Source organism: Cypionkella sp., assembly GCF_028290025.1.
Classification (GTDB): domain Bacteria; phylum Pseudomonadota; class Alphaproteobacteria; order Rhodobacterales; family Rhodobacteraceae; genus Cypionkella.
Genome location: NZ_JAQGKQ010000050.1, coordinates 15,222 through 29,205, shown reverse-complemented (window position 1 = coordinate 29,205; position 13,984 = coordinate 15,222). Strand labels below are relative to the sequence as shown.

10 protein-coding genes are annotated in these 13,984 nt (G+C 60.7%); 4 read left to right on the top strand and 6 right to left on the bottom strand.

Annotated features, from left to right (window positions below; translation table 11 throughout):
• Positions 1–123: 123 nt before the first annotated feature.
• The 4 genes from JWS10_RS07310 to cysN all read left to right on the top strand — a co-directional run bounded on the left by JWS10_RS07310 (position 124) and on the right by cysN (position 5,130).
• The gene (locus JWS10_RS07310; protein WP_299479683.1) at positions 124–1,167 is read left to right on the top strand and encodes a fatty acid desaturase; all 1,044 of its coding nucleotides are present in this window, start codon (positions 124–126) and stop codon (positions 1,165–1,167) included.
• Between the two features lies 1 nt (position 1,168).
• Positions 1,169–1,840: a dienelactone hydrolase family protein gene (locus tag JWS10_RS07305; protein WP_299505887.1), complete on the top strand. Its 672-nt coding sequence runs from the start codon at positions 1,169–1,171 to the stop codon at positions 1,838–1,840.
• Positions 1,841–2,268: 428 nt separating this feature from the next.
• A complete protein-coding gene (gene cysD, locus JWS10_RS07300; RefSeq protein WP_299505885.1) occupies positions 2,269–3,204 on the top strand; it encodes a sulfate adenylyltransferase subunit CysD in 936 nt (311 codons plus the stop codon).
• Entirely contained in the window at positions 3,205–5,130 is a 1,926-nt protein-coding gene (gene cysN / locus JWS10_RS07295) for a sulfate adenylyltransferase subunit CysN (RefSeq protein ID WP_299505883.1), read from the top strand. It begins immediately after the preceding gene.
• Positions 5,131–5,184: 54 nt separating this feature from the next.
• Here the strand turns inward: cysN and fhuB are convergent, their stop codons facing one another.
• From fhuB to JWS10_RS07265, 6 genes are all read right to left on the bottom strand, one after another.
• A complete protein-coding gene (gene fhuB / locus JWS10_RS07290; protein ID WP_299505881.1) occupies positions 5,185–7,146 on the bottom strand; it encodes a Fe(3+)-hydroxamate ABC transporter permease FhuB in 1,962 nt (653 codons plus the stop codon).
• Positions 7,143–8,057 carry an iron-siderophore ABC transporter substrate-binding protein gene (locus JWS10_RS07285; RefSeq protein ID WP_299505878.1) on the bottom strand — a complete coding sequence of 305 codons (915 nt, stop codon included), beginning with the start codon at positions 8,055–8,057 and terminating at the stop codon, positions 7,143–7,145. Before JWS10_RS07285 ends, fhuB begins: the two co-directional genes overlap by 4 nt.
• Before the next feature lie 9 nt (positions 8,058–8,066).
• Positions 8,067–8,834, bottom strand: coding sequence for an ABC transporter ATP-binding protein (locus tag JWS10_RS07280; RefSeq protein WP_299505876.1), 768 nt, complete (start codon positions 8,832–8,834; stop codon positions 8,067–8,069).
• Entirely contained in the window at positions 8,821–9,876 is a 1,056-nt protein-coding gene (locus JWS10_RS07275) for a siderophore-interacting protein (RefSeq protein WP_299505874.1), read from the bottom strand. Before JWS10_RS07275 ends, JWS10_RS07280 begins: the two co-directional genes overlap by 14 nt.
• Positions 9,873–11,576 carry an ABC transporter ATP-binding protein gene (locus JWS10_RS07270; RefSeq protein WP_299505871.1) on the bottom strand — a complete coding sequence of 568 codons (1,704 nt, stop codon included), beginning with the start codon at positions 11,574–11,576 and terminating at the stop codon, positions 9,873–9,875. Before JWS10_RS07270 ends, JWS10_RS07275 begins: the two co-directional genes overlap by 4 nt.
• A 118-nt stretch (positions 11,577–11,694) precedes the next feature.
• Entirely contained in the window at positions 11,695–13,866 is a 2,172-nt protein-coding gene (locus JWS10_RS07265) for a TonB-dependent siderophore receptor (protein ID WP_299505869.1), read from the bottom strand.
• Positions 13,867–13,984: the final 118 nt, after the last annotated feature.

Sequence of the window (13,984 nt, the reverse complement as noted above, 5' to 3'; positions counted from 1 at the left end):
CAGGTTATCTGTTAAGGTCCGATAAATCTTGGTTTGGCATCATCGCTCGACCCAATCAACACAAGGCGCTTTCAGGCGCTGCGGCCCTCCGGTGGCAGACCGGGTGAGCATAAGGCGCTTTTGATGACAGGTTCCAAATTCGACGTGCCGCCCGCGGTTGCGCAACGATCCGCTAAGGAATGGGTGCAAGTGCTGGCGAAATATCGCGAGCCTTCGACGTTTCGTTCGATCTTTGAACTGGCGGCAACTCTGGTGCCGTTTGTGATGTTGTGGGGGCTCGCTTGGGCCTCGCTAGAGATCAGCTATTGGTTGGCTTTTGGCATCGCGTTGCTAAATGGCGTGTTTCTGGTGCGGATTTTCGTGATCCAGCATGATTGTGGTCATGCCTCATATTTCACCAATCGCACGGCGCAAGATTGGCTGGGACGCTGCCTTGGCGTGCTGACGCTGACGCCTTATGACGTGTGGAAGCGCACGCATTCGATCCACCATTCGCACCACGGCAACCTTGACCAACGCGGCATCGGTGACGTGCTCACGCTCACGGTTGAAGAATATCGCGCTCGCAGCTCGATGGGGCGTTTTCTGTATCGGATGTATCGCAACCCATTGGTGTTGTTCGTGCTTGGGCCAAGCTATCTGTTCATCCTGCAAAACCGTCTGCCGTTCGGTTTGATGAACAAAGGCTGGAAATATTGGACTAGCGCGATGGGCACCAACGCGGTGATCGCGATCGCTCTGGGCCTAATGATCTGGCTGGGCGGCTTCATGCCGGTGCTGCTGATCTACCTGCCAACCTCGGTGATTGCGGCGACGATTGGGGTCTGGCTGTTCTATGTGCAACACCAGTTTGAGGAAACGCATTGGGCAAAAACCGAAGATTGGCAATTGCATGAGGCAGCGCTTGAGGGTTCGTCGCATTACGTGCTGCCGCAACCCTTGCGCTGGTTCACCGCCAATATCGGCATCCACCACGTGCATCACCTTTATAGCCGCATCCCGTTCTACCGCCTGCCCGAGGTGCTGAAGGAAAACAACCATCTGGCAGAAGCGCAAAGGCTGACGATCTGGGAAAGCTTCAAGTCGGTGAAGCTGCATTTGTGGGACGAAAAGCTGCAAAAACTTATGTCGTTCCGAGAGGCGCGGCGACTTTACGGACGGGTGTGACATGACTGAGAACGTGCGACTGACGGCCTCTGATGGCTTTACCTGTGACGCTTATGTGGCCCGCCCGGTGGGTGCGCCGCGGGGTGGCATTGTGGTTATTCAAGAGATTTTTGGGGTGAACGCCCATATCCGCAGCGTGGCTGATCGCTATGCGGCAGAGGGTTATCTCGCCATAGCGCCCGCGCTGTTTGACCGGGCCGAGCCGGGGTTTGAATCTGGCTATCAGCCGGAGGATATGCCGCGCGCCTATGCGATGATTGGCAAGGTTTCCAGCGGTCCCGCTTTGCTGGATATTGCCGCTGCGGTGAAGTTCGCAGCCGAGGCGGGCAAGGTCGGCGTCGTCGGGTTCTGCTGGGGCGGCACTTTGGCGTGGTCGGCAGCGGCAGAGTTGCCGGGGCTTTCGGCAGCGGTTGGCTATTACGGCGGCGGCGTGCTGGGGCTCACCGATTTGCTGCCGAACTGCCCAACGATCCTGCATTTCGGTGCGAAGGATGGCCATATCCCGGTCGAAAAGGTCCGCGAATTCGCAAGCTCGCGCCCCGACGTGCCGGTGTACATCTACGACGCCGACCACGGCTTTAACTGCGACGCGCGCGGCTCTTATGATGCCGCGTCCGCGAAATTGGCGCAGGAACGCACATCCGCACATTTCGCGAAGCATCTGGCGGCGTAGTCCACAGCAACGCGCCACACTCAAACGCCAAGTTTCGTGGCCCAGCCAAAGATATCTTGACGGCTTGCACGGGTCTGTAGATACCCGCAGCAGAACCCGCCACGTTGGCGGGGTCTTTGTGCATTTGCGACCAGCCCGGCGAGAGTAATGATATTTAGTGAACGGCAGATCAGTAAGCCAGTTTGGCCCCAAAGATCGCATCCGCGCGCCTTTGAGCGCGGCGGCCAAGAAAAGAAGACAATTCCAGCTTTAGCGGTTTTGCTGGAACCAAATCAGTCCCGGATGCGGGGCTTTGCACCGGCACGAGCCCGACCCCTCGCAAACCGGGCCGACATTCCTGAAAATCTTGGCCGTTTGACGCTCCCCCTGCTAGCGCGGACCGCTGAAACTTGCCAGATAGCACCAGCCCATCTTGAAGGAAGCCGATAATGACCACCAGCCCGCCCGCCGCGAACGGCCTGAGCGCCAGCACGCTGACGCATTTGCAGCGGCTTGAGGCCGAAAGCATCCACATCATGCGCGAAGTGGTCGCCAACGCCGAGAACCCGGTGATGCTGTATTCGGTCGGCAAAGACTCGGCGACTATGCTGCATCTGGCGAAGAAGGCGTTCTATCCGGCGCCGCCGCCGTTCCCGCTGCTGCATGTCGATACGACGTGGAAATTCCGCGAGATGTATAAGCTGCGCGAGAAAGCCGCCAAAGACGCCGGGATGGAGTTGATCGTTTATCACAACCCCGAGGCGATGGAAAAAGGCATCAACCCGTTCGATCATGGGTCTTTGCACACCGATATGTGGAAGACCGAAGGGCTGAAGCAGGCGCTGACCAAGTATAATTTCGACGTGGCTTTCGGTGGTGCGCGTCGCGATGAGGAGAAATCCCGCGCGAAAGAACGCGTGTTCTCGTTCCGCTCGGCCAACCATCGTTGGGATCCGAAGAACCAGCGGCCCGAGTTGTGGAAGTTGTATAACACCCGCAAATCCAAGGGCGAAAGCATCCGCACCTTCCCGATCTCAAACTGGACCGAGCTGGATATCTGGCAATACATCCATCTGGAGGGCATCGAAATCGTGCCGCTGTATTTCTCTGCCCCGCGCCCGGTGGTGGAGCGCAACGGTATGCTGATCATGGTGGATGATGATCGCTTCCGCCTGAACCCCGGCGAAGTGCCGGAGATGAAGTCGGTGCGTTTCCGGACTTTGGGGTGCTACCCGCTAACGGGTGCCGTGGAGTCCGAGGCGCGGACTTTGCCGGAAGTCATTCAAGAAATGCTGCTGACCACCACGTCAGAACGTCAGGGGCGTGCGATTGACCATGATCAATCCGCCTCGATGGAGAAGAAGAAACAAGAGGGGTATTTCTAAATGACCGCTGATACGAATGCCCTGATGGACCCTATCTACGTCACCGACCAACTGATCGCCGACGACATTGACGCCTATCTGGTGAAACACCAACACAAGACCATGCTGCGCTTTATCACCTGCGGCTCGGTCGATGACGGCAAATCGACGCTGATCGGGCGGCTGCTGTATGACAGCAAGATGATCTTTGAGGATCAGCTTGCGACGCTGGAGCGCGACAGCAAAGCCTCCGGCACTCAAGGCCAAGAGATTGACTTTGCTTTGCTGGTCGATGGTCTGGCCGCCGAGCGTGAGCAAGGCATCACCATCGACGTCGCCTACCGTTTCTTTGCCACCGACAAGCGCAAGTTCATCGTCGCCGATACCCCCGGACATGAGCAATATACCCGCAACATGGTGACAGGCGCTTCGACCGCCGACCTCGCGGTGATCTTGATTGACGCCCGCCAAGGTGTGCTGACGCAGACCCGGCGGCATAGCTATCTGGTGCAGTTGTTGGGCATCAAGAACGTCGTGCTGGCGGTCAACAAGATGGATCTTGTCGGCTATTCGCAGGATCGTTTCGACGAGATCGTCAAAGAATACACGCATTTCGCCAAGCAAATCGGCATGGTGAACTTCCTGCCAATCCCAATCTCGGGGTTGAAGGGTGAAAACATGATCACCCGCTCCACGCAAATGCCGTGGTATACGGGCCAGACTTTGATGGAGCATCTGGAAACAGCGCCCGTCAATGACGCGCGGATGCTGAACGTGCCGTTCCGTATGCCGGTGCAATGGGTCAACCGCCCGAACCTCGATTTCCGCGGCTTTGCTGGGCAGATCGGTGCAGGTGTGGTCAAGCCCGGCGATGCGATCCGGGTCCTGCCCTCGGGCAAGACCACCACGGTCAAATCCATCGTCACCTTTGATGGCGAGTTGGATCAGGCGATTGCCGGCCAATCGGTGACGCTGACGTTCGCCGATGAGGTCGATTGCTCGCGCGGTGATGTGATCGTGAAGGCGGACGAGCCTTGTGAGGTTGCCGATCAGTTTGAGGCAACTTTGGTCTGGATGGACGAGCATGAAATGCTGCCCGGTCGGCCTTATTTGCTGAAGATCGGCACCCAGACCGTGACGGCGACGGTGACCGAGCCGAAATATGAAGTCAATATCAACACATTGGAGCATCTCGCGTCGCGCACCTTGGGCCTAAACGCGATTGGTGTGTGCAACCTGTCGATTGACCGCGCGATCCCGTTTGAGGCTTATGCGACCAACCCCGACTTGGGCGGTTTCATTCTGATCGACCGGATGACCAACGCCACCGTCGCCGCCGGGATGATCCATTTCGCCCTGCGCCGTAGCCAGAATATCCATTGGCAGGCCGTCGATGTAGACCGTGACGCCCATGCGGCGCTGAAAACCCAGAAGCCCGCCGTGGTCTGGTTCACCGGACTTTCGGGCTCGGGCAAATCGACCATCGCTAACTTGGTTGAGAAGAAACTGCATGGCCTAGGCAAGCACACCTTCCTGCTCGACGGCGATAACGTGCGTCACGGTTTGAACCGCGACCTTGGCTTTACCGATGCTGACCGGGTGGAAAACATCCGCCGTGTGGGCGAAGTGGCCAAGCTGATGACCGATGCGGGGCTGATCGTGCTGACGGCGTTTATCTCGCCGTTCCGGTCCGAGCGTCGCATGGTGCGCGATCTGATGGCTGCGGGCGAGTTCATGGAAGTGTATGTTGATACGCCTTTGGCCGTCGCCGAAAGCCGCGATGTGAAGGGGCTATACAAGAAAGCCCGCTCGGGTCAGTTGAAGAACTTCACCGGCATCGACAGCCCGTATGAAGCGCCGGAAGATGCCGAGATTGTGGTGAATACCAGCGACCTGACCGCCGAAGAAGCTGCAAGCCGGATTGTAGAAGCTATCCTCGCGCGTTGATCTTTGGGAAATGAAAACAAAGGCCGGGCATCACGCTCGGCCTTTTGCGTTGTGCTAAACTACGACGCGCCTGCGCGCCAATAGCAGCAGAAAATAACTGCCGCCCAGGATTGCCGCCACCGATCCGGCGGGCAGTTGGTTCGGATACAGCACAATCCGCCCCAGCCAATCGGACAGCACCATCAGCGCCGCCCCAGCAATCGGGGCTACGATCAACTGATCCTGCATCCGCCTTGCGCCTAAAAGCACGGCGAGATGTGGGCCGACGAGGCCGACAAAACTGACCGGCCCCATGAACGCCGTCACCGCCGCCGTCAGAGCCGCCGCCAGCACCATCAACAGCCGCCGCGCCGGGGCCAAAGCCAAACCGCGCCCCGTCGCAATGCCATCGCCCGCGCCAAGCAGGGTCAGCGGGCGCACCGCCATAGCCGCCAGCAGGATGCCTAGCCCCAGACAAACCAGCAACCCCAAAGCCCGCGCGGCGTCGATGCGATAGGTCGATCCGCTCATCCAGCCGAGGATCGCAAACGTCTCCGACGTGCCCGCAGCCATCGACACCCGCACCACGGCATCAAGGCCCGCGCCCAAGGCAATCCCGATCAGCGCCAGTGCGGCGGGGGCGTGGCTGTGCCTGCGCCCAAACCACAGCAGCAGCGCCAAGGCTCCACCGCAACCCGCCAAAGCCACAGGCAGGCGCGCGGCATGGATCGAGCCTCCCGTGAGCAGCGCCACGCCGACCAGTGCAGCCACAGCGCCCGCCGACATGCCGAGAATATCCGGGCTGGCCAACGGGTTACGGATAAGGCGTTGTAGGATGCAGCCCGCCAGCGCCATGCTCGCCCCCGCCGAAGCCGCCGCCAGAACGCGCGGCCAGCGCAAAGACAGGATCATCGGATCGAACGACAGCACCCAGCCGGTTTGCGTCACACCCAAAGCCAAAGCCGCGAACACCAGCATTGCAAATGCCAGCCCCAACAAAACCGCGCGCCTCAAACTAACCCGGGCGGCACCAGCGGGCAGCGAATGCACCGCGTGATCTTCGGCCCCCAGTTTGCGCCGCAGCAGCCAGATCAGCACCACCGCCCCGGTCAGCGCGGCGGTCGCTCCGGTTGGCACGATGCTGGTCATAAACTGCGACACAGCCAGCGCCAGCACATCCGCCGCGATCAGACAAACCGCGCCCAAGATCGCCGAGGCCAGCAGTTCCGACCCCGCCCGTCGCGCTCCCAAAAGCCGCGCCATATTGGGGGAAACCAGCCCGATAAAGCCGATCATCCCCACCGCTGTCACCGAAACCGCAGCCAAGTGCAGCGCCGCCAACGCCACGGCCACGGCCACCGGCCACAAAACCATGCCACGCCCGCCAGCCGCTTGCGCGCCCAAGCGCAGCAGGCTCAACGGTCGCACCAACAGCGCCGCGATCACCATGCCGGGCAGCAATCGCGGCAGCAGCCACAGCACCGGCCCCCAACTGGTTTGCGTCAAATCGCCCGCGCCCCACAGGAACAGATGCTCGGTATAGGGGTTCGCGAGCAGCACCGCGGTGGCCGCCATCGAGCCAAACAGCAGGTTCACCGCCATCCCGGCCAGCGGCGCCTGCATCCCCACCAGCCCGCGCGCGCCCGTCACCGCCAGAACCAGACCCGCCGCCACCGCAGCTCCACCCAGCGCCACCCATTCCGAATGCACCCCACCCGGCGCGATAATCGACACCAAAACCAGTGCCAGCCAAGCGCCCGACGACACCCCCATCGTCATCGGCGACACCAGCGCGTTCTGCGTCAACTGCTGCATCAGGCTACCCGCAAGACCCAAAGCCGCACCGACCAACGCCGCCATAACCAAGCGCGGCAGTTCACCCTGCACGAACACCGCATCAGCGAAGTCTTGCGGCTCGGCCCCGGTCAAAAGCTGCGCCATCCGGGCCAGTGGCAGATCGACCGCGAGCATCACATGCGCCGCACAATGCCCCAGCACCAGCAGTGCGAGGCCGGCTAATTTCAGCGGATTGCTCACCGGATGAGAGCCTCAGGCGGTATCGTCATCAACGCCGCCTCAAACCCGCGCGCAAGACGCCCAATCGACAAAGCACCGCCATAGCTCCAGACCGGGCGGACATCGGCGAGGCGTTTGGCCTTCACGAACGGCAAAAACGCCCAGATCGGCGTCTGCCGCAAAGCCGTGCCACCCATATCGGGCCCGATAGCCAGAACGATGCCAGTCTTCGCCGCCGCCAAATCTTCGGCCTTCAACAGCGCAATGCCCCAGCGGGTTTTCGTCTGTGGCAATTCGTTTTCAAACCCAAGACGTTGCAAAACATACTCCGGCATCGAGTTCGCGCCATTGACATAGGCCGAAGTCGCATCGTTCAGCCGCACCGACGTCACCTTGGGCAGCGGCGTGCCGAAATGGTCGGCCAACCGCTTGGCAATCGCATCAAGTTCAACCTCTTGCGCAGCCAGCTTTTGTTCCGCCAAAGCCCGCGTTCCGGTCAAGGTGCCGAGGCTTAGAAAAATCTCTTTCGCCACGCTCGGGTTGTCTTGGTTGATGTCGAATGCCTGAAAGACCACCACCGGGGCGATCTGCTCCAGCACCGGCACCAGCGCGGGGTCAATGTCGGCGGTCACGATTACATCGGGGTGCAGCGCCGCCAAAGCCTCAAGGTTCGGCTCGGCGCGCAGACCGAGATCAACGGCACCAGCGGGCAGGGCTGGATCAACCACCCAATCGGCATAAGCCGCGGGTTCGGCGACGCCTGCGGGGGTGATGCCAAGATCAAGCAGCGCCTCGGTCACCGACCAATCGAGCGCCGCGATCTTCTGCGGTGGGGTGGCGAAGGTTTGCGCGCCACGGCGGTCGGTGATGGTTACAGGGTCCGCGAAAGCGGGCAACGCGAGCAGACAAAAGGCGGCGAACAAAGCGCGCATCGGATTTCCTTAGGACACAACGGCCAGCGGCAACTGGCCAGCCAGACCGGGCACTACCTGCATCGGCACCGCGTAAAGCATTGACAAAATCGCGGGGTCAAGCAGGCCCACGGGCGCGCCATCAAACGCGATTTGACCTTCGCGCAACGCCACCACACGGTCGGCAAAACGCGCGGCCAAGTTGACGTCATGCAGCACCACGATCACCCGGCGCCCCGTGGTATCGACCAGCTTGCGCAGCAGCCGCATCACCTCGTAAGCATGGCCGGGATCAAGCGCCGAGGTCGGCTCGTCGAGCAGCAAGATCGGCGCGTCTTGCGCCAGCAGCATGGCGATATAGCCGCGCTGACGCTCTCCGCCCGACATGGTTTCGACCAAAGCTTCGGCGCGAGCCTCACCGGAGGTTGCGATCAAAGCCGCCTTAACCGCCGCGTGATCTGTCGGCTGCCACCGCCCCAAAGCGCCGCGCCACGGGTAGCGGCCAAGCCGCACCAACTCCCGCAAAGTCAGCCCCGGCACGGCAGGCAAGCGCTGCGGCAGATAGGCGATTTGCTGCGCCAATTTGCGTTGACCGATTGCGGCCAGCGGCGTGTCATTCAAGCTGATCCGCCCCGTTGTCGGCACATCTGTGCGCGCGAGCAGCCCCAACAGCGTCGATTTGCCCGAGCCATTGTGGCCCAGCACCACCGTCAGCCCCTCAGCCCCCAGCTCCAGCCGATCCAGCGCCAACACTTTGCGTGCACCATGCAGCCGCGAGATGGCCTCAAGCCTGAACATCGCCCGCCGTCCAATAGCCCGCGATTGTGGTGTCAGATTTCGCCCAACCGCTCGCAACATTGAACTGCCCGCGCAGGCGTTGGCATTCCGAACGCTCGCCAGCGATCCACAACTGACGACCCCCGGCCAATCCGGCTCGAGGCATAGCAACCGTCGTCAGACCACTTTCCAACGTATCGCCCGCCGTGCGGAACAGCCAGATCACCTGCACTTCGGGCGGAGCGATCAACGGCTGCATCGCCGCCGCATTCGGGACCAAGATTATCGCATCGCCAAGCGTATCCGGGGCAGCAGTCTCTAGTATCCGTGCAATCGCGGGCAATGCCGTCTCATCGCCAGCCAGCACCAGATGCCGCGCCATGGGCAGATAACCGCCACCCGGCCCGATCAGCCCAACCACCGCTCCGCGCTGCACATTTTCCGCCCAACGGCAGGTGCGACCCTTGCCGTGCAGGAAAATATCGACCTCAAGCCAGCCCGCCGCCGGATCAATCGCGCGGATAGTGTAGACCGGATCGTGCAGCTTATCCGCACCTGTGGGCCAAACCGTGCGGCCCGCCTCCGACACTGACGGCCAAACCACCGCGCGACCTTCGGGCGGCAGCAGCAGCCGCAGATGCAGTCCGCTGACAGCGAACGCCCCCAGATGATCCGCCGCAATGCGCAGCCGCACATACCCCACGCCGGGATGCGAGATTGCCACCACACGCCCCTGCCGGAAGTTCGGCGGCACCTGTAGCTTCGCCAGTGGACGATCCCAGATCAGCCGTGCCGCCAACGTCGCATCGAAGCCATCGACGAGCCCAGCCACCGCCTCACGCAGCACAAATAGGTCGGTCGCGGATACCGCGGTCACCGCAATAACCATCGCCTGCTCACCCGGCGCAAAGCTGATCGAACCGCTGGTGAAACTGACCCGTACCCCGCCGTCCGGCAAATCGACCACGTCAAACGAGCTGTAAATCTGCCCGACATGCGCTGCGAACGCGCCCGGTGCATCCAGCAAACTACCCGTTAAGGCAAGGTTATCAGCGCGGATCATGCGGCGTGCAGATCGGCATAGCGACCCCCCTTCAGGCTCAGATCGCCATGCGTTCCGGTCTCCACCACTTGCCCCTGATCCATCACCACGATCTTATCGGCGTGGCGAATGGTGCCCAAGCGATGCGCGATGATAAAGGTGGTGCGCCCCGCCGAAAGCCTGTCGAGCGCGGCCTGAATCTCGCGTTCGGTCTGAGTGTCCAGCGCCGAAGTCGCCTCATCCAAGATCAACAGCGGTGGGTTTTTCAGGAACACCCGCGCGATTGCCACCCGCTGTTTTTGCCCGCCTGACAGCATCACGCCACGCTCGCCCACCACGGTATCGAGGCCCTGCGGCAAGGCGGCAATCGTCGCCTCTAGCTGCGCGGAAGCTGCGGCGGCAAGGATTTCGGCATCCGTCGCGCCTAAGCGCCCATAGCCGATATTATCGCGCAGAGTGCCGCTGAACAGGAACACGTCCTGCGACACAATCCCGACCTGCGCCCGCAGGCTCGCCAGAGTCATCGACTCCAACGGCATCCCGTCAATGCTGATCTGCCCGGAAGTCGGCTCGTAAAACCGCGGCAACAGCGCCAGCAGAGTGGTCTTGCCCGCCCCCGAAGCGCCGACAAATGCCACGGTTTGCCCCGGATTTACCGAGAAGCTCACATCGCGCAGCACCGGGCGCGCGGCCTCGTAGCCGAAACTCACATGCTCGAACTTCACCGCGCCGCGCAAGGCGGGGGCCGCCACCGCATCGGGGCTGTCCACAACATCCGGCTTGGTCGCCATCAAATCAAGGTAACGCCGAAAGCCCGCGATGCCTTTCGGATAGGTCTCAATCACCGAGGCAATCTTCTCCAACGGCCGGAAATACACGCCAACCAGCAGCAGGAACGCGACGAACCCCCCCGCCGTCAACGACCCGTTCAGCACAAACCCCGCGCCGGCAACCATCACCATCACCTGCACCGCGCGCATCCCGACATAGTTCAGCGTCGAGGAAATCGACATCACCTTGTAAGCCTCAAGCTTGGTGCGGCGATAGCTGGCGTTATCCTTCGCGAACAGCGCCCGCTCGTGATCCTCGTTGCCAAACGCCTGCACCACCCGGATGCCGCCGACGTTTTCCTCAATCCGCACGTTGAAATTCGCCACACGGTCATAGATCGCCCGCCACGTCGCGGTCATTCGGCCGCCGAAATACATCACCAGCACGGCGGCCATCGGCACGATCACCACCGTCATCCATGCCAAGGGCGCGTGAACGGTTAACATCAGGATAAATGCGCCGACAAAGGTCATCACCGCGACGATCAGATCTTCGGGGCCGTGGTGCGCGACTTCACCAATATCCTCCAGATCGCGGGTCACCCGGGCAATCAGATGGCCGGAGTGTTGACGGTCAAAATAGCCCCAAGACAGCCGCTGCAAATGGTCAAAAGCCCGCCGCCGCATCTCGGTTTCGATATTGATGCCCAGCATATGACCCCAATAGATCACAATCGCCATCAGCCCGGCGTTCACCACATAAATCGCGCACAGAGCCACCGCGAACACCACCGTGAGCGTCCAGTTGCCCTGCGGCAGCAGCCAGTCGATATAACCGCGCACCGCCAGCGGAAAGGCGAGCTCCAACAGCCCCGACAGCACCGCACAGCCGAAGTCGAGCCAGAACAATCCCATCCACGGGCGGTAGTAGACAGCGAATTGGCGAAGCATGTGGGGAACTCGGGTTAGGAAAACTGCGGGCGAAGTGGCGTGGGTGAAGCACGGGCAACTTGGCTGGCAGGATGGGCGAGGTCAACCCGCCCATCCTGATCATATTAGTCCCGTAGGCTTAGAACGACTTGCTGATGCTGATGCTCGCCGTGCGGCCGTCACCATAGTAGCAATAGTTGGTGCCTGCGCAGCTAGAGACATACTTTTTGTCGGCGACATTAGTGATCGCGAGATTAGCCTGCCAATCATTTTGCATCGCATAGCTTGCACCAATATCAAACAACGTGCGCGACGGCACCCAAGCGGTGTTGGCGTCATCCGCCCAGCTTCCGCCTGTGTAACGCGCAGCCCCGGTCAGTGTCAGCTCCGGCATCGACGACGGTGTCCAACCCATTTGCAACGACGCGAACTCCTCTGGCTCTTCGCGCAAGGAATTACCGATCAAAGCCGTGTTCTGGTCGTCAAGAACCTCAAGTTCCATCTTGGTATAAGCTGCCGAGATCGTCAGACCTTCCGCGATTTTTCCCTGAGCCTCAAACTCGAAGCCCTTGGATTCGACTTCGCCAACTTGCGAGAAGATTGACCCAAACACACCGGGAGAGATTTCGCCAAACGTCGATTGCGAGACGTTCTTCCGCTTCAGATCAAACGCCGACGCAGTCAGCAGAAAGTTGTTGCTAACCGCCCATTTCACACCCAACTCGGCCTGACGCGCAGTTTCCGGCTTGATGTCATTACCAGCTGTGCTTGGCTCGATGGTCGGGTTGAACGAAGTTGAAGTGGTGGCGTAAACCGTCACGCCCTCGGTCACTTCTTTCGCCAGACCCAAACGCCATGTCAGCTCACCGTCATTGCGCTTGCTGCCTTCAGCGTCGGTGGCGCGATCGGCGCTCGCCTCGGTTTCGACCCAATCGTAACGCAGGTTGCCAGTGCCGATCCAGCCATTGCCCCAGCGGATTTGGTCTTGCAGATAAACCCCCGCCTGACGCTGGGTGATATCAACATCCTTGTAAGCCGCTGCTGCGGGTTGGCTCGCGCCGTAGATCGGATCAACCACTGTCAAAGGCGTCGCGGGATATGCGCTTTTCTCGAGGATATCCATTTTGAAGTTTTTCAGGTCAACACCGACCATCACCTTATGCTCCAAAGCGCCGGTCGCAAAAGTATTCTCAAGCCGGGTATCGGTGCCAAAGCTGGTTTGCGAGGTGTCATGGTCGAACACGCCGCGCACCAAGGTGCCCACTGCATCCGGCGCCCCGAAGGTGGCATAGCCATAAGCCACCACCGAACGCTCAGAGATATCAGCCCACGACAGACGCGTGTTGTTGGTCAGCTTCCAGCCGCCGCCAAGCTCTTGCGTGAAGCCAAAGCGCAGCGATGCCTGATCGCGCTTGTAGCTGTCATGGTCCGGCTCGCCGACGTTGAAATCGCGCGGGATGTAACCGAACGAGGCTTCTTCCACGGTGCCAACATAGGGCAACCAAGCGTTGCCGACATGCGCTTCGTCGGTTTTCAACAGGTCCAGCCCGTAAGTTAGCACCGCCCCATTGTCGAGTTTCTGTTCAACCGAACCCGAAAGCAGCGTGTGCAGGCCGGGATCAAACGCACCGTGGCCATCGAGACGCTCAATCTTGCCCAGCAAACGATAGCTGAGCGAATCCGAAACCACACGGTTCTGATCGACCGAGGCCCAAACGCGGCCATGCTCGTCCAGACCAAACTCCAGCGTGGTTTTATCTTCGCCCGTTGGGGCTTTGGTCACATAGTTGACCAGACCACCCGGATTCGAGCCGCCATAAAGCACCGACGACGCGCCTTTCAGCACTTCAATCCGCTCCACCAAGAACGGGTCGATGAAGAAGCTGCCGAAGCCATAAGCGTTGTTCGCCAAGCCATCTTGATACGCGCCATGCTGTGAGGCATTGAAACCACGGATGAAAATCCAGTTGGTGTCACTGTCATAGCCGTAGGGCTGACCCGTCACACCCGCGACATAGGACAAAGCCCCGTCCAGCTTGGATACGTTGGTGGTCTTCAAAGTCTCCGCCGAAATCACGCTCACCGACTGCGGCACCTCTGTGATCGGCGTGGCGGTCTTCGACCCGGTCAGCGTTGCCGGATTGGTGCCGGTGACTGGACCAGTCGCGGTGCCTTCGCCTTCGCCCGTCACCACAATCGGCTCTAGCTCGGTGGTGGTTTGGGCGATAGCCAACTGCGGCAACGTGCAGGCGATCAGGGCGGTTTGGCCCAGCAGCACGGCCAGACGGGAGCGGGAGCGGAGCGGGGTCATCAGCATTTCCTGAATTATGAAGGACGGAACGCGCGCAACGAGGAGGAAGCACGTATTCCTGACTGTTTAAGTAGAAATATCGGTGCTGTCTTGCAGCATCCCGCTTTGAATTGCACGA